General features: G+C 46.5%; 19 protein-coding genes. 10 read left to right on the top strand and 9 right to left on the bottom strand.

Features of this window, described 5'->3' with window-relative positions:
* Positions 1-63: 63 nt before the first annotated feature.
* From EPL05_RS01605 to EPL05_RS01585, 5 genes are all read left to right on the top strand, one after another.
* Positions 64-426, top strand: coding sequence for a winged helix-turn-helix transcriptional regulator (locus EPL05_RS01605; protein ID WP_128531760.1), 363 nt, complete (start codon positions 64-66; stop codon positions 424-426).
* 131 nt (positions 427-557) lie between these two features.
* Positions 558-2,627 (top strand): vWA domain-containing protein, encoded by a 2,070-nt coding sequence (locus tag EPL05_RS01600; RefSeq protein WP_128531759.1) that lies wholly within the window; start codon positions 558-560, stop codon positions 2,625-2,627.
* 142 nt (positions 2,628-2,769) lie between these two features.
* Positions 2,770-4,782 (top strand): NAD-dependent DNA ligase LigA, encoded by a 2,013-nt coding sequence (gene ligA, locus EPL05_RS01595; protein ID WP_128531758.1) that lies wholly within the window; start codon positions 2,770-2,772, stop codon positions 4,780-4,782.
* Positions 4,783-4,796: 14 nt separating this feature from the next.
* Positions 4,797-5,777, top strand: coding sequence for a Gfo/Idh/MocA family protein (locus tag EPL05_RS01590; RefSeq protein WP_128531757.1), 981 nt, complete (start codon positions 4,797-4,799; stop codon positions 5,775-5,777).
* Between the two features lie 63 nt (positions 5,778-5,840).
* The gene (locus EPL05_RS01585; protein WP_128531756.1) at positions 5,841-6,332 is read left to right on the top strand and encodes a hypothetical protein; all 492 of its coding nucleotides are present in this window, start codon (positions 5,841-5,843) and stop codon (positions 6,330-6,332) included.
* Positions 6,333-6,360: 28 nt separating this feature from the next.
* Here the strand turns inward: EPL05_RS01585 and EPL05_RS24270 are convergent, their stop codons facing one another.
* Positions 6,361-6,540 carry a DUF6496 domain-containing protein gene (locus EPL05_RS24270; RefSeq protein WP_262708146.1) on the bottom strand — a complete coding sequence of 60 codons (180 nt, stop codon included), beginning with the start codon at positions 6,538-6,540 and terminating at the stop codon, positions 6,361-6,363.
* Positions 6,541-6,587: 47 nt separating this feature from the next.
* Positions 6,588-7,235 (bottom strand): CatB-related O-acetyltransferase, encoded by a 648-nt coding sequence (locus tag EPL05_RS01580; protein ID WP_128531755.1) that lies wholly within the window; start codon positions 7,233-7,235, stop codon positions 6,588-6,590.
* 174 nt (positions 7,236-7,409) lie between these two features.
* Between EPL05_RS01580 and EPL05_RS01575 the strand changes: the two genes are divergently transcribed.
* On the top strand, positions 7,410-8,504 hold the full coding sequence (locus EPL05_RS01575) for an AI-2E family transporter (protein ID WP_128531754.1): 1,095 nt from the start codon (positions 7,410-7,412) through the stop codon (positions 8,502-8,504).
* Positions 8,505-8,509: 5 nt separating this feature from the next.
* Here EPL05_RS01575 and EPL05_RS01570 read toward each other — a convergent pair whose 3' ends face one another.
* A complete protein-coding gene (locus EPL05_RS01570; RefSeq protein ID WP_128531753.1) occupies positions 8,510-8,815 on the bottom strand; it encodes a hypothetical protein in 306 nt (101 codons plus the stop codon).
* Between the two features lie 101 nt (positions 8,816-8,916).
* Here EPL05_RS01570 and EPL05_RS01565 point away from each other — a divergent pair, with 101 nt between their 5' ends.
* Positions 8,917-9,924: an MBL fold metallo-hydrolase gene (locus EPL05_RS01565; protein ID WP_243837188.1), complete on the top strand. Its 1,008-nt coding sequence runs from the start codon at positions 8,917-8,919 to the stop codon at positions 9,922-9,924.
* Here EPL05_RS01565 and EPL05_RS01560 read toward each other — a convergent pair whose 3' ends face one another.
* From EPL05_RS01560 to EPL05_RS01535, 6 genes are all read right to left on the bottom strand, one after another.
* Positions 9,925-10,521 carry a hypothetical protein gene (locus EPL05_RS01560; RefSeq protein WP_128531752.1) on the bottom strand — a complete coding sequence of 199 codons (597 nt, stop codon included), beginning with the start codon at positions 10,519-10,521 and terminating at the stop codon, positions 9,925-9,927.
* An 84-nt stretch (positions 10,522-10,605) separates the two neighbouring features.
* The gene (locus EPL05_RS01555; protein ID WP_243837187.1) at positions 10,606-11,328 is read right to left on the bottom strand and encodes a 2OG-Fe(II) oxygenase; all 723 of its coding nucleotides are present in this window, start codon (positions 11,326-11,328) and stop codon (positions 10,606-10,608) included.
* Positions 11,316-12,170, bottom strand: a complete 855-nt coding sequence (locus EPL05_RS01550) for a bifunctional helix-turn-helix domain-containing protein/methylated-DNA--[protein]-cysteine S-methyltransferase (protein WP_128531751.1) — start codon at positions 12,168-12,170, stop codon at positions 11,316-11,318. The genes EPL05_RS01555 and EPL05_RS01550 overlap by 13 nt, the downstream gene beginning before the upstream one ends.
* A 123-nt stretch (positions 12,171-12,293) precedes the next feature.
* A complete protein-coding gene (locus tag EPL05_RS01545) occupies positions 12,294-12,656 on the bottom strand; it encodes a hypothetical protein (protein WP_128531750.1) in 363 nt (120 codons plus the stop codon).
* A 153-nt stretch (positions 12,657-12,809) separates the two neighbouring features.
* Entirely contained in the window at positions 12,810-14,237 is a 1,428-nt protein-coding gene (dacB, locus tag EPL05_RS01540; RefSeq protein WP_243837186.1) for a D-alanyl-D-alanine carboxypeptidase/D-alanyl-D-alanine endopeptidase, read from the bottom strand.
* A gap of 81 nt (positions 14,238-14,318) precedes the next feature.
* On the bottom strand, positions 14,319-15,797 hold the full coding sequence (locus tag EPL05_RS01535) for an APC family permease (protein WP_128531749.1): 1,479 nt from the start codon (positions 15,795-15,797) through the stop codon (positions 14,319-14,321).
* A 153-nt stretch (positions 15,798-15,950) separates the two neighbouring features.
* Between EPL05_RS01535 and EPL05_RS01530 the strand changes: the two genes are divergently transcribed.
* The 3 genes from EPL05_RS01530 to EPL05_RS01520 all read left to right on the top strand — a co-directional run bounded on the left by EPL05_RS01530 (position 15,951) and on the right by EPL05_RS01520 (position 20,478).
* The gene (locus EPL05_RS01530) at positions 15,951-18,194 is read left to right on the top strand and encodes a sodium-translocating pyrophosphatase (protein WP_128531748.1); all 2,244 of its coding nucleotides are present in this window, start codon (positions 15,951-15,953) and stop codon (positions 18,192-18,194) included.
* A gap of 82 nt (positions 18,195-18,276) precedes the next feature.
* Positions 18,277-18,576, top strand: a complete 300-nt coding sequence (locus EPL05_RS01525) for a hypothetical protein (RefSeq protein ID WP_128531747.1) — start codon at positions 18,277-18,279, stop codon at positions 18,574-18,576.
* A gap of 426 nt (positions 18,577-19,002) precedes the next feature.
* Positions 19,003-20,478, top strand: a complete 1,476-nt coding sequence (locus EPL05_RS01520) for an amino acid permease (RefSeq protein WP_128531746.1) — start codon at positions 19,003-19,005, stop codon at positions 20,476-20,478.
* Positions 20,479-20,513 lie beyond the last annotated feature (35 nt).

Raw genomic sequence — 20,513 nt, 5'->3', positions numbered from 1 at the left:
TGGTACAAAGCTATATTTGTACTTACTTTTTTACAAGTACTTACCCTTAAGTAAGCAGCTATCATGACATTGGTAAAAGAAAACTCCACCTGGAACTTTAATAAAGAACTGAGCATGCAGGCCTGCCCGGTTAGCTTTGTAATGAATAAAATTGGCGGACACTGGAAACCCATTATATTGTACCAGCTGATGAGTGGCGCCAAACGCTACAGTGAACTAAAACGCGCAATCCCCACCATAACCGAAAAAATGTTGATACAGCACCTGAAACAACTACAGGCCGATGGACTGGTTATCCGCACAGCCGAGCCCGTGGTGCCGCCCCATGTTATTTATCAGTTTAGTCCACGCGGCGAAAGCCTAAAGCCAGTGCTGAACGCGATAGCAGCCTGGGGGTACGAACAATGGAGCAGCGATGGTATTTAGCGATGCGCTTCCAATCGTATCATGTACATTATGTCTAAAATTAATTAAACCCATTCCACAATAAATTCGCATTTTGCGGGTATGGATTTTATGAGCATTACTCACCATTTACCATTCACTACTAACTACTAATGTCTATCACCTGGGGATCTGTTTCGGGGTGGTGGGTGCCTGCCTGTCTGGTGCTGGGACTGTTGTATGCTTGGCTCATGTACCGCCAGCCGGTTGCTTTGGCCAAAGCGGCACGATATGGGCTGTTTGCGTTAAGGGCCGTTGTGGTGACACTGTTGGGTTTGCTGCTGGTGTCGCCTTTGATCAAATCTGTAAGTTACCAGCCGCAAAAGCCTGTGATCCTCATCGCTCAGGATAATTCGCAATCGATAAAGCTTTTTAAAAACGGCGGTTCTTCCCTTTCTGATGGTTGGGGCGAGGCCCTCAAAAAACAGCTTGGTGATGGATACGAAGTTCACTGGTTTAATTTTGATAAGAACATGCACGACGGTTTATCAAGCGCCTATAACGGTAAGCAAACCGATATTTCATCGGCCCTGCATCAACTGAACGACCGCTTTGTAAACCGCAACATTGGCGCGCTAATACTGGCTACCGATGGCCTCTATAACCTCGGTACCGACCCGCAATACGAGGCACGCGATATAAAAACCAGCATTTATACCATTGCCCTTGGCGATACCACGCCACGTCGCGACCTGCTTATCGGCAACATCAATTATAACAAAACGACCTACCTCGGTAACGATTTTGAGGTAGATATATTGGCAGAAGCCTACCAAAGCAAGAGCGAAACCATGCGCCTAACCGTTGCAGAAGATGGCCGGCAGATAAGCAGCCAAAGTATCGCGGTTACTTCCGCCGCGTTTAAAAAAGTATTACCCTTAAAGCTGAATGCCGATAAAAAGGGTGTCCGTAAATTTACGGTTAGCCTGGCCCCCGTTAAGAACGAGCTATCGGTACAAAACAATACCGAAACTTTTTACATAGAGGTGTTGGATGCCCGGCAAAAAATCCTGCTGTTATATGATGGCCCGCATCCCGATATCAGCGTGATCAAACAATCGGTAGAAAGTAACCGCAATTTTGAGATAAAAGCAAATTTAATGGCTGATCTTGCATCGCTTAACATCAACGATTATAGCATGGCCATGCTGTACCAGCTCTCCACTTCCAGTTATGGTAAGGTGCAAAACATCTTAACAGGCAAAATGCCTTTGTGGATCTTTTCTGGCGCACAGGCGGATATGCCCGCCTTTAACCGCGCGCAAAAGGCGGTGAATGCAAATGCCGGTCGGGATGATACACAGGAGGTTTTCGCGGAGCTGATGCCGGCTTTTACGGGCTTCACCCTGTCAGATTCTACCCAAAACAAAATTGGGAAATTACCGCCCTTGCTGGCAGCTTATGGCGCCTACGAGGCTCAGCCCAATGCTACTGTTTTACTGAAACAAAAGATAGGCAGCGTGCCCACCACGTACCCTTTGATGGCTTTTACCGATGAAGGCGGTCGCCGTACCGCTGTGCTTACCGCCGAGGGGTTATGGCGCTGGCAACTGGCCGAATACCGCGAGTATGGTAACCATCATGCTATGGAAGAATTGTTTAGCCAGAGTGTACAATACCTCACCGCCAATGCCAACCGCCAGCGTTTCAGGGTTTATCCATCCAAAAATGTTTTCGATGAAGGGGAGAATGTACTGCTGAACGCCGAGCTATATAACGACGCGCTGGAGCTGGTGAATACCCCCGATGTGCGCATCGCGCTGAAAAGCAGCGAGGGTAAAAACTACAGTTTCCTGGTCACCCGCAGCGGACAAAGCTATCAGCTAAACGCGGGTACATTGCCGGTTGGCGACTATCGTTACTCGGCAACAGTAAAAAACGGCAAGCAGCAATACACCGCTAACGGACAACTTACCGTAAAACAACTCAATTTGGAAACACGCCAAAGCACCGCTAACCACCGCCTGCTTAAAACTATTGCAGAGCGCTCCGGTGGCCAAATGCTGCTGCCGTCGCAGATCGGTCGGCTGGCCGAACTTATCCGCAAAAACGAGAACGTTAAAACGGTTATGGAGGAAGATAAACACTACAGCGATATGATCAGCCTGAAATGGATCTTCGCACTGCTAATTATTTTGCTCAGTACAGAGTGGTTTATGCGAAAGAGGGAAGGGGAGATATAGGAGGAGTTCATAGTCGATGTTCATAGTTCATAGCAGGAGGCTTATAGTAGCAATTTTTTCTATGAACTATCATCTATGAACCATGAACTTTTTACCATGAACTATGAACCATCATCTATGAACAATTATTACCTTCGCTATCATGTCGCCTAACGAAGCCCAACAACAGATACAGGACCTCACCGCCGAACTTAAACAGCACACATACAACTACTACGTGCTGGCTATGCCTACCATTGCCGACTACGATTTCGACCAGAAACTGGAGCAGTTAAACAAGCTGGAAAAGGAATTTCCGCAGTTTTTGGATGCCGATTCGCCCACGCAAAAGGTTGGCGGCGATATCACCAAGGAGTTTGTAACGGTAAAACACCGCTGGCCCATGCTCTCATTAGGCAACACCTATAACGAGCAGGAACTGGTGGATTTCGACCAGCGTGTACGTAAGGCCATCGGTGATAATTTTGAATATGTGTGCGAATTGAAGTTTGATGGCTTATCCATGAGTCTTACTTACGAAAATGGTAAGCTGGCCCGTGCTGTTACCCGTGGCGATGGCACCCAGGGAGATGAAGTGACCACGAATGTGCGCACCATCCACACCATCCCTAAGAAGCTGGCTCAAGGCAATTACCCGGAGTTGTTCGAGATCCGAGGCGAAGTGTTTATGCACCTCAAAGCTTTCGAACGCTTGAATAAAGAGCGTGTAGATGCAGGCGAAGTGCCTTATGCCAACCCGCGCAACTTTGCATCGGGCACCATGAAACTGCAGGATTCTGCCGAGGTAGCCCGCCGCCCGCTGGATTGCTTTCTGTACGGATTATATACCGAAAAAACCCTCTTTAAAACCCACTGGGAAAGCCTCGAAGCTGTAAAAAGTTGGGGTTTTCATATTGATAGTCATAGTCGTTTATGCAGCGATATTAGCGGCGTGCTCTATTTTATCAGTCATTGGGATACCGAAAGGCATAGCCTGAGTTATGATATCGATGGGATCGTGATCAAGGTAAACAACTATTCGCAACAGCAGGAGTTGGGCTTCACCGCTAAATCGCCACGCTGGGCAATATCCTATAAATTTAAGGCCGAAAGGGTGGAGACCGAACTGCTTGCCGTAACTTACCAGGTTGGGCGAACAGGTGCCGTGGTGCCCGTGGCCAATTTAAAACCGGTACTATTGGCTGGTACTACCGTAAAACGTGCCACCCTGCACAATGCCGACGAGATAATGCTGCGCCTGCAACTGCACGAACATGATACCGTTTATGTGGAGAAAGGCGGAGAGATCATCCCCAAAATTATCAGCGTGAACCTGGAGAAGCGCAAGCCGAATGCCCAACCCATTCAATACATTACCCATTGCCCGGCTTGCGGCACCGAGCTGGCGAGGCAGGAAGGTGAGGCTGCTTTTTATTGTCCCAACGATGAAGGCTGCCCGCCGCAGATAGTGGGTAAAATGCAGCATTACATTGGCCGCAAAGCCATGAATATTGACGGGCTGGGCGACGAGACCATCAACACCTTGTACAACCGTAACTTTATCAGGCATATCAGCGATATCTATGCTCTAAAAGAGCATACCGATGAATTGAAACAAATGGACCGCTTTGGTGAGCAATCCATCAACAACATGTTGGATGGTATAGAAAAATCGAAATTACAGCCATTTGAAAAAGTGCTGTTCGGTTTGGGCATTCGTTATGTGGGCGAAACCGTTGCCAAAAAACTGGTGGCGCATTTTAAAACCATAGATAACCTGATGGCGGCCTCGGTAGAGGAACTAACCGCGGCCGAAGAAATTGGTGGCCGCATAGCGCAAAGCATCACCGAATATTTTGCCGACGAAAGCCATCGCGCAGAAATTGAAAAACTACGAGCTGCCGGGCTGCAGTTTGTGGCCGAGGAGAAAGAAGTAAACCTGGCCAGTGAGAAACTATCCGGCCAAAGCTTTATCATCTCAGGTGTGTTTGAGAAATATTCGAGGGATGAGTTAAAGGACATCATCGAGCAAAATGGTGGCAAAATATTAAGCAGCATCTCTGCCAAACTGAACTACCTGGTAGCCGGCGATAATATGGGCCCCGCCAAACTGGAGAAAGCAAACAAACTAAACATCCCCATCATCAGCGATGAAGAGTTGCTGGCGATGCTATAATAAAATTATAATCTGTGGAATCACAAAAAATAAAATGGGGCATTATCGGCTGCGGAGACGTTACCGAGTTAAAAAGTGGCCAGGCCTACAACAAAATAACCGATAGCAGCCTGGTGGCCGTAATGCGCCGCGATGCCGAAAAGGCTGCCGATTATGCCCGCCGCCATAACGTGGGCAAATGGTACAGCGATGCCGAATTACTGATGGACGACCCCGAAGTAAACGCTGTATCTATCGCTACGCCACCGTCCTCGCATTTAGATTACGCAAAACGCGCCATTGCAAAAGGTTTGAATGTTTATGTAGAAAAGCCCGTAACGCGCAACGCAGCCGAAGCAGAAGCGATGGCGGAAGCCGTAATGGAAAGCGGCGCAAAACTAACTGTAGCACATTACCGCCGCGCTTTACCCATGTTTTTATACGTAAAAAGCTTACTGGAGAATAACGCCGTTGGCGATGTACGCACCGTACAGATCCGCATGTGGCAAAACCGCGAGCCTAAGGTGCCAACCTATCCCGGCATCAACTGGCGGCTGGATCCTGAAGTATCGGGCGGCGGCTACTTCCATGATCTTGCCCCGCACCAGCTGGATCTGATGCTTTACTTTTTTGGTGAACCCGAGCATTACAACGGTTACAGCCTCAACCAGGCAAACACCAGCCCGGCAGATGACCATGTGGCCGGCCTCATTGTGTTTAAAAACAAAGTGGTGGTTAATGGCTCCTGGAGTTTTAACGTAGCCGAAAGCGAAACCGCCGATACGTGCGAGATCATCGGTACAAAAGGGAAAATAACCTTCCCGTTCTTTGGCGCGTTTGTTACGCTGAAAACCGAAACAGAAGAGGAGACCACCAACTTTACGCATCCTATGCATATTCAGCAGCCGATGATAGAGAAAATAGTGGCTTTCTTTAAGGATGAAGGCCCAAACCCCTGCACTATAGATGAAGCTGTAGTGCTTATGAAAATAATAGACTCGTTTACAGGAAAATAGCTTACAATTATTACTTTAGTATCGGAAAATAAAATAATGCGAAAATCCCAGGTTTTAGTTTTAGTGACGTTAGTATTCGCCTGCCTCAGCGCATCGGCCCAAAGCTACGATGCGCCCAAAAACTATGTGCTTAAAACAAGAGCCGATTACGCCAGGTACGAACCCGATGTAATAAAAACCGCCGACTGGCTGCAGCAAACTCCATGGAAATCACAAGCGCAAAAAGCCGAGGAGGCTACACAGTTTTTCCTGAAATGGGCTAAAGGCACACCTGCGGTTACTATTAGGCTGGTAGAGGCGGTGATGAACCTGTCTGACCGTAACCCGCAACTCGGTTTTGTATATATGGCAGCTTTCTCTAAATATGTTTTGCAGCATAAGAGCGGATTCGACCCAAATAACGCTAACATTGTGGCCGTACGCGCCGTAGTTGATAAATACCGTGCCGAGCCCGCGCACAAACCCGATGATGATGTTGAACACCTGATAGAGCTTGATAGCAAAGGGGAACTGAACGATTGGGTGATCTATACTTTTTTTATGGCAGAAAATTAGAAGGCCCGGTAAACCCGTACCTTCGTTATTACTCTTTTTTCTTCGGCACTTTTGCCCCCTCTTTACGGGCTTCCGGCAGGCCTATAGCTATAGCTTGTTTTTTGCTGGTCACTTTTTTACCACTGCCGCTTTTTAGCTTGCCCTCTTTCATTTCGTGCATGGTTTTTTCTACCTTTTCGCCCGCTTTTTCAGAATCTTGCCAAGATATTTAAGTTTTAATTAATACTAAAATAAAAGCAAAATATTTGCCAAAAATTATCCTGCGGCTTTCTCCAATGCGTCAATATCTGCCGAATTAATAATCCGCAGATTTTCGGTTATTCTCTCTGCGCTCCAGTTCCACCAGGCTATTTTTTGCAGGCGGGCGGCTGCGTCATCATCAAAGCGCTTGCGGATGAGTTTTGCCGGGTTGCCGCCAACGATGGTATAAGGTGCAACATCTTTGGTCACCACCGCTTTGGAGGCTATCACTGCACCATCGCCAATGGTTACGCCGGGCATAATTACCGCTTCGTAGCCTATCCAAACATCATTGCCCACAACTGTATTGCCTTTATAGGGATATTTATCATAAAATCCGGATGCCTCGTTTATTTTTTCCCATCCATTTTTAAAATTGGCAAATGGATAGGTAGAGATGGGGCTTATCTGATGATTGGCACCATTCATAATAAATTTTACGCCCGATGCGATAGCGCAAAATTTCCCAATGATCAGCTTGTCGCCAATAAAGTCGAAATGATATAGCACATTTCTTTCGAAGTTGCCCGGGTCCTCAAAATCATCGTAATAGGTATAATCGCCTACTTCAATGTTGGGACGGGTGATCATGTTTTTTAAAAATACGAGGTTTTGGTACGGCTCCATAGGGTAGCGCATACCGGGGTTTGGTCCGTTAAGCATGGGTGAGAAAATTTATTGAATTTAGGCAATTGGATGACAATGCGCAAAACAGCGCAGACATATAAAGGTAAATATCTGCAACCTATTTGTGGTTTTTGAGTTAATTGAATTGTATTGCAAAAAAATGCGCATTTATAAGTATGTTCATCATGGAAAAAACGTTACCACTGTTATATGTCCGCTAAAAAATTAATTGCCCCCTTTTACGAACGCTTTGCCCTGGTGCTCATAGGCTTCTGCATATTGGGATACCTTGTTATTGTAGCTAAAGAAATACTCGATCCGCTTTTGTTTGGGTTTTTGTTTGCCGTGCTGTTATTGCCCCTGGCAAACCTGTTAGAAAGAAAATTGCGGCTGCCCCGCAGCGCATCATCATTTATTTCTATTTTGCTGATGATCGGTTTTGTTGGCGGCATCCTGTACCTGGTTGGCGCGCAGATCTCAAACCTGGCCAGCGATTGGCCAATGCTTAAAAAACAAGTTTACCAATCTATAGGCGGTTTACAGGAATGGGTGGAGCATGCTTTCCAGATAGATGCCACCAAGCAAATGACCTATGTAGACAATACCGCGCGCAAAATAATGGCATCGGGCGGTGCGGTTCTCGAAACTACCTTCGGCGCCATTTCTTCGTTGATGTTGTTTTACGTCTTTATCCTGATATTCACTTTCTTCATCCTGTTTTACAGGCGGCTTTTGTTCCGTTTTGTGATCTCTGTTTTCGAGGACGATCATTCGCATATAGTAATTGATATTGCCGAGAATATACAGAAGATACTGCGGCAATATATTTTCGGCCTGTTATTGGAAATGGTGATCGTATCAGCGGTTGCCATGACCGCTTTTTGGATCATCAGCATCAAATACGCCGCGCTGCTTGGCCTTATTGTGGGGCTGTTTAATATTATCCCATACCTCGGTATTTTTACAGCTTTATTTTTAAGCGTGCTCATCACTTTTGCCACGGGTACTATTAGCGATACGGTAACCGTAGGGGCAAGCGTAATTGGCATCCACTTGCTTGATGCCAATGTGCTGTTGCCCGCCGTGGTAGGTTCTAAGGTGAGGCTTAACGCGCTCATCACGTTCATGGGAATTATACTGGGCGAGATGCTTTGGGGATTGTCGGGCATGTTTCTCTCTATCCCTATTATCGCTATTTTCAAAATCATTTTCGACAGGGTGGAAAGCCTTAAGCCATGGGGTTACTTGCTGGGCGGCGATTATGAGTATAAAGAATCGGCAGAAAAGAAAATGAAGACGGAGTAACCTTGCTATTTTATCAACTTATATATGCTGATGTACAGGGTCGCGGCATACGCAATCAATACCACGGTATTTACCACCAACAGCCAGTTCATATCGGGCTTGCTGTATTTTTTAACGGAGCAGAGCACCAGTAAGGTAATAAAACCCAGTATGAGCAGGATGGGAAAGACCAGCATATAGGCGTGTTTTGGCGTGAGGTAAAGATGCTGCAGTTTGCTGCTATCGCCCTGCAAAAAGGGCACGAGGGCTATCAGCAATAAAATAAAAAATACCCGCACTGTTGCTTTCGCCGCTACCTGACTAACTTTCATACCTTACAAAGTAAAAGTTTTTGCAGCAAATGGCGTTTATAAATAATTCCTTTCTATTAAAATGGATGATTATTTTTGAGCGGACACAAATCCCCAATTTTATGCTGCACCGTAAACTATTAGCCGTAATTTGCATGTTATTTTTGCCCATATTTGTGTTTGCGCAACGCAAGCATCAGGCAAAGCTCAAGCATAAGTCCGTATCAGCCGTACCGGCGGCTAACTTATCGTTGTCATTCCGCGTTGTGCCATTGGGCGTTTTGGGTGGGATAGATGAAAGCAATCTTTCTGCCTATATGATAGCCCCGGTTGGTTCTGATAATTATGCCTGCCTGGATGCGGGAACCCTGCACGCCGGGATAGAAAAAGCCATCGAAAACAAGGCGTTTTCGGTACGGGGCGATAAGGTTTTGAGGCAATATATTAAGGGTTACTTTATCTCACACGCGCATCTGGATCATATTTCCGGGCTCATTATCAATTCGCCCGAGGACAGTACCAAAAACATCTACGGACTGAACAGCACCCTCGAAATCGTGAAAACGCATTATTTTACCTGGGAAAGCTGGGCCAACTTCGCCGATGACGGTGGCAGTCCGCAATTAAAAAAGTACCATTACAGCGTACTACAGCCCGGTACCGAAATCCCTATAGACAACACCGAAATGCATGTGCAGGCGTTTCCGCTTAGCCACTCTAATTTAACAAGCACCGCTTTTTTGGTTCGAAACAAAGATAGTTACGTACTGTATTTGGGTGATACCGGTGCCGATGAGATAGAAAAAAGCCAGAACCTGCACAAGTTATGGGAGGCTGTTGCGCCGCTGGTTGCGGCCGGCAAATTAAAAGCGCTGATGATAGAGGTAAGTTTTCCTAATGAACAACCGGATAAAACCCTTTTTGGCCACCTTACGCCGCGTTTGCTGATGAATGAACTGGATGTGCTGGCGCAGCTTTCGGGCACTACATTAAAAGGTTTAAATGTAGTGGTTACCCACCTTAAACCTCCTTACAAAAGCATCTCCAAAATAAAAACGCAGCTAAATTACGCCAATAAACGGCAAATGAATTTGGTGTACCCACGCCAGGGCAAGCCGCTGGAGTTTTAATTATTTATCGTCCAGCAGGTCAACACAGGTTTTGGCGAGCGTGGCGAGCTTTGTTTTTAAGTTGGCTAAACCGGCGGCATCCTTTGTGTTTTTTAGTAAAATATTTATCCGGGTAAGCGTATCATCATCCGGGTCGCAGGCTTGTGCTTTTTCCAGGTAGGGGATGGCTTTTTTTGCGGCAGCGCTGTAAAGGGCCATCACCTTCCTGTTTTCGGTAATGTTTGATGCGGTTGCGTTCAGTTTGTCGGCATAACCTTCTGCCTGCTTAGCAAAAATATAACCTAAGGCCCGCTGTACTACGTAATAGTTGGGCACCGCAGCCGCAACACGTTCATAAAACTGCTGCGCTTTTATGGATTGTGCATCATCCTCGTACGCTTTACCGATTGAGTAATAAAAGCTTATTCTTTGCTTGGGTGTGAGTTTGGCGGTATCTGGCAGCAAAGCTTCGCCTGCTTCAAGTGTTTTGCTTGCCGGCCCCTCTAAACGCGTGAGGTTAAAATCCAGGTAGCGGTTATAAACCTCCTCAACGGTTTGCGCTTTGGCGGTAAATAGCGAGAAAACGGCGAATAACACGAGTGAAGCCTTCTTAAACATCGGATAGCAATTTGGTGCAAATATAATCAGCTAACGCAGAAATAGCAGGGGGATTGTGCGGTAGATTTAAATTACATCAAGGCCTTATGATGCATCATGAAAAATTACGCCAAGGGTATGTCTTTCGCCGCCGCTCAGTTCGCTTACGCCGTGGCGCATGTTTACGCGGTGGTAACCTTTGCTTCCCTTCGCCGGGCGGAAGTTGGTGGTGAAGATCAGCATATCGCCCTTGCCTGGGTTTAGCACTATCGCTTTTGATTGCATCCTTGGGCGTTGCTCTATCAGTACAAATTCGCCGCCTTCAAAGTCCTGGCCCGGCTGATTAAGGCAAACCACCAGCTGCATAGGGAAGAAGATCTCGCCATACAGATCCTGATGCATGGCATTGTAGCCGCCTTTGCCGTATTTTAAGATCAATGGCGTGGGGCGGTTCTGAGCGTGTGCGTGGCACAGTTCCGTTAACTCTTTTAGGGTGCCCGGGAATGTTTTCGCTATACCCAAAGCCTGCATCCAGTTGTTGGCAACGGGTGCAATGTTGGGGTAAATCATTCGGCGTAGGCCCTCTACTATGCCGGGCAGCGGGTAGTTGTAATATTTGTATTGCCCCATGCCATAGCCGTGATTTTCCATCACTATGGTTTTGCGGTAAAGGGTATCATCGCCGTATTGGTGTCTCAAACCGTCACATTCATCTGCCGATAATATCTGGGGGACGGTTGCGTAACCCTTGTTATTTAAGCTTTCGGCTATTTCCTTCCAATCGGTTTGTTCAATTCTTTGCTGCAAGTCCATATCTATACGATGCATAAATGGTTAATTTTTGCGGCCTCCCAGCCAATAATGGCCGATTTACGATTTGCACCCCAATGGTATTGCCCAAGCTCGCCGGTAGATTTGATCACCCTATGGCAAGGTATTAAAAAAGCCACAGGGTTTGCACCTATCGCGCTACCAACGGCACGGCTGGCGGTGGGCAATTCCACCGTTTTAGCTACCGAGGCGTAAGTGTTTAAGCCTCCCATCGGTATCTTCAGCAAGGCTTCCCAAACTTTCAGCTGGAAACTGGTGCCCTTTAAATGCAGTTTGATAGATGATAATTGCGACCAGTCGCGTGTGAAAATGTAAAGCGCGTTCTGCTGCGCCAGATCCACTACCTGGTAATAACTGGCATTTGGGAACTGGGCGTAAAGCTGGTTAAAGGCCTCATCCTTATCATCTGCAAAGGCGATGTAGCATATACCTTTTGGGGTTGACGCCACAATGATATGGCCGAACGGTGTTTCGGCGTAGCTAAAATTGATGGAAAGCGCTTTGCCACCGTTTTTGTATTCAGCCGGGGTCATGCCCTCGATGTTGATGAACAGATCGTGCAGGCGGCCGGTGCCGGAGAGGCCGGTCTCGAAAGCGGCGTCAAACAGGGTAGCTTGTTGTTCTTTCAGGATGCCTTTGGCATAATCCAAACTAAGGTATTGCAGAAATTTTTTGGGACTGATGCCCGCCCAATCGGTAAACATGCGCTGGAAGTGGTATGGGCTAAGGTTCACCTTTTCGGCCACCTCATCCAAACTGGGCTGGGCTTTAAAATTAAGCTTGATGTAGTTTATCGCCTCGGCAATACGATCAAAGTTGATGTTGTTTTGTGTTTCCATTATATGAATATTATAACACAAATGTACCCTGGTGATGGAGGCTAAAGAACCCGAAAGTTGCGGTGTTTGGATTACACCGGTTTGTTTATGATTACACCGATTTCCTTGCCTGCAATTAACACGTTACTGAAAGGTATAAAAAATGAAATTAAAAATGGGCTCTTTAAAGAAATATATCAAGATAACGAATGCGCCGGCTATCACGTACGATTTGGCCTTGGAGAATTCACCGCTTTTTAGGTGCAGGTAACCGAATACCGCGGCCAAAATAATCCCAATTATTAACGCCAAATAATTTATAAGGAATGTATTTAAGGGTGTGCTGGTAATGCCGTCGCCCACAGAGCCCTCACCAACGATGGCCCAATAGATTAATGGCACCAAAAAAATATAGCTAACTCCCACAAAAAGGCAAAACACAACCACCCGTATCAACAGATGTGGATAGAGCGTTTTGGAGGATATCAGCTTATTAATGGTACTCATCGTTTATTTAAAGTTACCAGGTTAAAACCTATTTTGGGCGATTTACAGGTCCGCCTATCCTATCGTGAGATTGCTTCGTACCTCGCAATGACGCGATAGGAGAGTAGCCGCTCTTTATCTTGTCTATTGAATCTAACCTCTTGCCTCTAAACCCTACTTCATTTCATTCAGCACCCTAAACATTTTCTCCCGTATCCCACTGCCCGGGCCGTTGTAGTTGTTCACCATAATGGAGAAACAAAGTTCGCGACCGTTATTGGTTTGGAAACCGGCATAGGCCTGCACGCCGCTGATGCTGCCGCTTTTCATTTTCATATCGTTGTAAACGGGCAGGCTCTCATAAAAGTCGCCAAACCATTTTTCCTGGTGGGCGGCCTGCAAAATGTGCGCAATGGTAGATGATGTGATCCTATCCTCGGGCGAGAGACCGCTGCCGTCGTAGATGTTCATGGAGCGGTGGTCGATGCCTTTGGCTTCCCAAAAATCTTTTACCGCGTCTACACCATCGCTTGTTACAGCGCCTTTACCTAATTTGACGGATACGGTGGCCAGCAATTGCTCGGCATACAGGTTAACGCTTTTTTGGTTGAGCCAGTAAACGATCTTGCTCAGCTCGGGCGATTTAATAACCGTTAAGCTATTACTCGCCGCAGGCATAACCAGCGATTTTTCCTTTAGGGACAAAGAGGAAGCGGGTTCGCCGCCTACCGCGATCCCCATTTTTTTTAGGGTATCGCTCAAGCGTAAGGCGGCATCATAGGCCGGGTCGGGGATGGCGGCGGAGATCGTTTTTTTTGTTTGGTCAATAGCGTAGGTACCTCGCAAGTACATGGTTTTACTGTTAAAGCCGGGCAGGTAGGGGTAGGCTTGATCGCCGGTTTTGGAGGCACCGGTGGTAAGCTCGCTTTTGTATTGCAGGTAATAGGTATCGGGCACGGTACCGGCCACGGTTATGGGTTGGCCAACGCTGCCTGTGCTCAGCTTGATGTCGAATTGGTTTTCGCGCCAGCAAAGCCCGGCAATGCCTGCGCCGTAGTAGGTACCCAGATCCTGCCAGATCCAGCCATCTGGGATGCTTTGGTGGTTGAACTGGCCGTCATCGCCAATAATTTTACCGTTTATTTTTTTTATGCCGGCCTTTTTAATGGCCATTACCATGGTGTTCAAAATATAGGCCTCTTTGGTCGTCGCGTAACGCCAGCTGCCCAGGGTAGGGTCTCCGCTGCCTTTGATAATGATATCGCCGGTAAGGGTTCCTTTACTATCGATAGCTCCGGTGTAACCCACCTGCGTTTCGAACTGAAAATCTTTCCCCAGGACAAAGAACGAGGTGATGCTGGTTACCGTTTTCAGCGTAGAGCCGGGTGCAAGGCCCATATCCGGGTTAGCGGCAAAAACTTGTTCGCCGGTTTTAGCATCTAATACGGTAAGTGACAGCGTGGCGTATTTGCACTGGCTATCCTGCTGCAACTTGTTAAAGGCGGTTTGCAGTTTTTGCTGCAGGGTTTGTGCCTGTAGCTGGCCGCCAATAGTTAGCAGCACTAATAATGCTACCGATGATATTTTGCTGATGGTATTCAATACTTTTTAAATTTAGAAAGGGCAAGCACACCGTGCCTGCCCAATACATTAATAATATGTCAGTCTGAGCCTGTCGAAGACTTAAACTACCGCGTCGCGCTCTGGTTTAACGTTGGCTTGGGATATATAATAAATAGGAATCCCTATTAATACAATAATTAAGCCTGGCCAAGTGAACTCCGGTTTGTAGATGATAAGCAGCGTACAAAACGCCGATCCCATTAAAATATAAATTATTGGCAGCACCGGGTAGCCAAACGCTTTGTATGGGCGTTCTGCATCAGGCATCTTACGCCTTAAAATAAAGATGCCAATAATGGTAAGCACGTAGAAAAGCACTACCACAAAGGAAATCATATCCAGCAGGTCGCCATAACGGCCACTCAGGCATAGAACAGATGCTACAACCGCCTGTATCCACAACCCAAATTCAGGTACACCGTTTTTGTTAAGCGTACCTGTCTTTTTAAAAAACAAGCCATCTTTAGCCATTGAATAATATACGCGTGAGCCGGCCAATATCAAGCCATTATTACAACCGAAGGTGGAGATCATGATCATGATAGCGATAATTTTTGTACCGATATCGCCAAATATCACATGCGAAGCCGCAACCGCTACACGGTCTTTTTCGGCAGTAGCAATATCGTGCAAGGAAAGCACGCCGGTGTAAACCACGTTAGCAGCCACATATATAAAGGTAACTATAAGCGTACCAAAGAATAAGCTTAATGCAACATCGCGTTTTGGGTTTTTCATTTCGCCGGCAATGAAAGTAACGTTGTTCCATGCATCACTGCTGAAGATGGAACCAACCATAGCGATGGCGATAGCACCCAGAGCCGCGTTGATGGCGTAGGTGCTGTAATCGCCGGGAGTGCCGGCTGCTGCCCCGAGATCTAATTTGTGCATGTCCCAGGCATTGGTCCAGTTAGCGGTCCATATGTCGCTTTTAAACGCCAGGAAGCCAAAGATAATAAGCCCGAAAAGGCTTAGAAGCTTGGTCATGGTAAAAGTGGTTTGGATGATTTTGCCGCCCTTAACGCCTTTGGTATTGATAAAAGTTAGGAGGAATATCAATACGATGGAAACCAGTTGCGCGGCGCTTAAACTAAACGTGGGCTTAACCTCGCCTGGCTGTAAATAATGATTGTATGGAAATAACAGATGGTCTTCGCTGATGGGTTTATACAAATACGCCGCAAATTTGGAGAAGGCCACACCTACCGCTGCAATGGTGCCCGTTTGTATCACCGCGAAAAAACTCCAGCCGTATAAAAAGGCGATGAGTTTATTGTATGATTCTTTTAAGTAAATGTATTGCCCGCCCGCTTTTGGGAACATACCGCTTAGTTCGCCATAACTGAGGGCTGCGGTGAGCGTCATGAAACCGGTGATAAGCCAAACGGCTATGAGCCAGCCGGCCGAGCCTACGTTGCGGGTGATATCCGCGCTTACAATAAATATCCCCGAACCGATCATAGAGCCCGCTACCAGCATGGTGCCGTCAAGCAGGCTCAGTTCGTGCTTCATTTTAGGTTGTGAAGTATCTGATGCCATTAATAGTTTAGTTTTAAGTCTCTAAGCTATTCAAAAACTTTAAATTTTGACATTCTATTGTAAAGAAATTAATTTTACTATTTTGCACCAACCAATTATTTATGCGCCCTGCGCATTGTTTTAACCAGCACACTTATAAACTAACTATTGAATATGGATCTGAACAGTTACTTAATTTACTTAATTCCGGTATTTGGACTCATCGGCATACTCGTTATGGCGATTAAATCGGCCTGGGTTACCAAACAGGAAACCGGCGACGCATCAATGAACGAACTTGCCGGCTACATTGCCGATGGCGCAATGGCCTTTCTACGCGCCGAGTGGAAGGTACTGAGCTACTTTGTTGTAGTTGCAGGCTTATTATTGGCTTGGAGCGGTACTACCGTTGCTACTTCCAGCCCTGTTATCGCTATATCATTTCTGATAGGCGCTTTCTTATCTGCCTTTGCAGGCTATTTGGGTATGCGCATAGCTACCAAATCAAACGTACGTACTACACAAGCTGCTAAAACCAGTTTAGCGCAGGCACTGAAAGTATCGTTTACGGGTGGTACGGTTATGGGCCTTGGCGTTGCAGGCCTCGCAATTATTGGCTTAGGGTCGTTATTTATTGTTTTTTATACGATGTACGTAACCAGCGTACCGGGCGCAACCGTTAACGGCGAACACATGGCGAAAGCACTTGATGTTTTGGCGGGTTTCTCTTTAGGTGCCGAATCTATCGCGCTTTTTGCTCGTGTAGGCGGCGGTATTTACACCAAAGCAGCAGACGTAGGTGCCGATTTGGTAGGTAAGGTTGAAGCCGGCATCCCCGAAGATGATGTGCGTAACCCTGCTACCATTGCCGATAACGTAGGTGATAATGTGGGTGATGTAGCAGGGATGGGTGCCGATCTTTTTGGCTCGTATGTAGCCACTATGCTGGCTACCATGGTTTTGGGCCGCGAAATTGTATCTAACGATTCTTTTGGTGGTATTGCGCCGGTTTTGTTGCCGATGGTAATTGCAGGTTTAGGCCTGATATTCTCTATCGTAGGCGCATCGCTGGTAAAAATTAAAAACGAAACAGACAGCGTGCAAAAAGCGCTGAACATTGGTAACTGGTCGTCTATTGTGCTAACAGCAATTGCTACTTATTTTTTAGTACAGTGGATGTTGCCTAATGACAGTTTTTTTATGATACGTGATGAAATCAATCATAATACGCATGAGTTAAAGCCGGGCAGCCTTGTGTTCACCAAAAACGGTGTTTTTGGTTCCATTATGGTGGGTTTGGTTGTAGGTACCTTGATGTCTATCATTACCGAATACTATACCGCCATGGGTAAACGCCCGGTGATGAGCATCATCAGGCAATCGGCAACGGGCCATGCTACCAACATCATCGGCGGTTTGGCTGTGGGGATGGAATCTACCGTGTTGCCAATTTTGGTATTGGCTGCCGGTATTTACGGTTCTTACTTTTTTGCAGGCCTGTATGGTGTGGCTATCGCCGCCGCCGGTATGATGGCCACTACAGCTATGCAGTTAGCTATCGATGCATTTGGCCCAATAGCAGATAACGCCGGTGGTATTGCCGAGATGAGCCGCTTACCCGAAGAAGTTCGTGGCCGTACCGATAACCTCGATGCTGTAGGTAACACTACCGCTGCTACCGGTAAAGGTTTCGCTATCGCTTCTGCGGCATTAACTTCGTTAGCCTTGTTTGCCGCCTTTGTGGGTGTTGCAGGCATCGAGCATATTGATATTTATAAGGCCAACGTTTTGGCCGGCCTATTTGTGGGGGGGATGATCCCTTTCATCTTCTCGGCGTTGTGTATTTCGGCAGTGGGCCGCGCGGCAATGGCCATGGTAGAAGAGGTAAGACGCCAGTTCCGCGAGATACCGGGTATTATGGAGTACAAGGCACGCCCTGAGTACGAAAAATGCGTGGAGATCTCCACCAAGGCATCTATCCGCGAGATGGTTGCACCGGGACTTATCGCTTTAATTACGCCAATTGTGGTTGGCTTTATCTTTGGTCCTGAGGTATTGGGCGGCTTATTGGCTGGTGTTACTGTAAGCGGCGTGCTGATGGGCATCTTCCAGAGCAACGCAGGCGGTGCATGGGATAACGCAAAAAAATCTTTCGAGAAAGGCGTGGAGATAAACGGCGAGATCTATTACAAAAAATCTGAACCGCATAAGGCATCTGTAACCGGTGATACTGTGGGTGATCCTTTTAAAGATACCTCGGGTCCATCGATGAACATCCTGATCAAACTGATGTCTATCGTTTCCCTGGTTATTGCACCGCACTTAAACACTGCCGATGCGACAAACAAAATGATGCAGAAACAAGAGAAAGTACAATCTATGAACGTGCATGTAGTGCATGTGGATAAGAAGTTGTAGTTTTTTTCTGTTGAGATATTGGAAAGCCCCGACGGAAGTTGGGGCTTTTTTTGTGGGCGAAAGTTTGGTAACTTGCTGGGCAATGAACCGAAAGCCGATATTAAAATCAATTGTCTACTTCCTCTGCCTGTACGATATCTACCTCTACCTGCCGGATACCCTCGGGCTGTTGAACATTGACTTTTACCCGCCCGACCCGGATATACTCACTTACATTGATGCCGCTATGATGTTGATAGGAGGGGTTGTATTGGGAATAATTCTGTTGAGGATGGGCGGGAAGTTTAACGGATTTTTGGGCGTGTTGATGATACTGATGAACGTGGTGCTAACGCCGTGGTTTTGTTTAAAGCATTGCCATGAAATTGGGGCTTTGCGGTGAGGACACCGCAAAAGGGGGAGAGTAAATTCTTTCCCGCCCACCCCGATTGCGGTGTCCTCACCGCAACATACTCGCCGCCATACCCGCGATAGGGATTGCAGTGGAAACCCCGGAACGGAGGGCCGCTTCTATCAGCGGCGCGGAATGAGGAGTTGCAACGTAAAGCCCGGGCCGCAGGCATCGCCCTTGTTAGATAGAAACACCAAGAGAGGAAAGATAAAAGACGGGAAGAACTCACCCCAAATTCCTTAATTATTAGATTTTTTTCAATCTTTATCTTTAGTCCTTAATCCTTTGTCTTTTCCTCCCCCGAAATGCATTTTCTTCAACTTTTAATTCTGTTTATAACAACCATACTGTTGTTACATTCTGCTCTTTATCTTTTCAATAAATTTAAGTACGTTTGAACAACTTTAACTGATAGGTATGCGATTTAAAAAACCTCTTGATTTACTATTAAAAGAAGCCGCGCAAAGTGGCGAAGGAACCTTAAAACGAACGTTAAGCAGTTTTAACCTGGTGACTATGGGAATAGGCGCCATTATAGGTGCTGGTTTATTTTCACTGACTGGTTTGGCTGCGGCAAATAATGCAGGCCCCGCCGTTACTATTTCATTTATTATTGGTGCCATTGGTTGTGCTTTTGCAGGCTTATGCTATGCGGAGTTCGCCAGTATGATACCTATTGCAGGCTCGGCATATACTTACTCTTATGCTACTATGGGCGAGTTTGTGGCCTGGATAATTGGCTGGGACCTTGTTTTAGAATACGCGCTGGGCGCGGCAACGGTTTCTATCAGCTGGTCGCAATACCTTACTAAGTTTCTGCATCTCTTTGGTATGCAAATACCCCCGCAATGGACCATGTCGCCATGGGAACATGTAACCATGGCCGATGGTAGCGTTATTAGCGGTTATTGTAACCTGCCTGCTGTTTTCATTATTGTATGCCTTTCGCTATTGCTGATAAGAGGAAATAAAGAATCGGCTTTTGTAAACAATACACTCGTTATTTTAAAGGTTGCAGTTGTATTGGTTTTTATCGCTGTAGGATGGCCACTCATCAAACCGGAAAACCATATTCCATATATCCCTGCAAATACGGGCACATTTGGTGAGTTTGGCGTATCCGGCATACTGCGTGGCGCGGGAGTGGTGTTTTTTGCATTTATTGGTTTTGATGCCGTATCAACAGCCGCACAGGAAGCTAAAGACCCTAAAAAGGGCATGCCTATCGGCATTATCGGTTCCTTACTGGTGTGTACCGTTCTGTATGTACTATTCTCTCACGTAATGACGGGTGTAGTTAAATACACAGAATTTAAAGGCAGTGCTGCACCCGTTGCTGTGGCAATCCATGCAATGGGTTACGTTTGGTTAGAAAAAGCAGTTATCATAGCCATATTGGCCGGTTATACTTCGGTTATCCTGGTGATGCTTATGGGGCAGTCGCGTATATTCTTCACTATGTCTAAAGACGGCCTTATGCCTAAAGTATTCTCCAAAGTACACCCCACATTTCAAACTCCGTACGTGGCGAACTTATTTTTCGCTGTTTTTGTGAGCTTGTTTGCTGCATTTGTACCGGTGAAAATTGTAGGCGAAATGGTGTCGATAGGTACGCTGTTTGCATTCGTACTGGTTTGTATTGGCGTAATGGTAATGCGTAAAAGTGATCCAAATACTCCGCGCCCGTTCAGGACACCGTGGGTGCCATTTGTGCCGATAGCCGGTATATTGATCTGTATTGCCATGATGGTTTCATTACCTGGCGATACCTGGATACGTTTAGTAATATGGATGGTTATAGGGCTTATTATTTATTTTGTATATAGTAAAAAGCATTCGCTTGTTAGAAAAAACATTGCACAGGGTGTAAGCGGTTATTCTGATACCAAGTAGTTACCGTTATAAAATTGATAAAACAAAAAAGGTTC

The organism is Mucilaginibacter gilvus, assembly GCF_004054195.1.
Taxonomy (GTDB): Bacteria; Bacteroidota; Bacteroidia; order Sphingobacteriales; family Sphingobacteriaceae; genus Mucilaginibacter; species Mucilaginibacter gilvus.
Note: the sequence above shows the minus strand (reverse complement) of the source record. Positions and strands in the feature narration are given on the sequence as shown.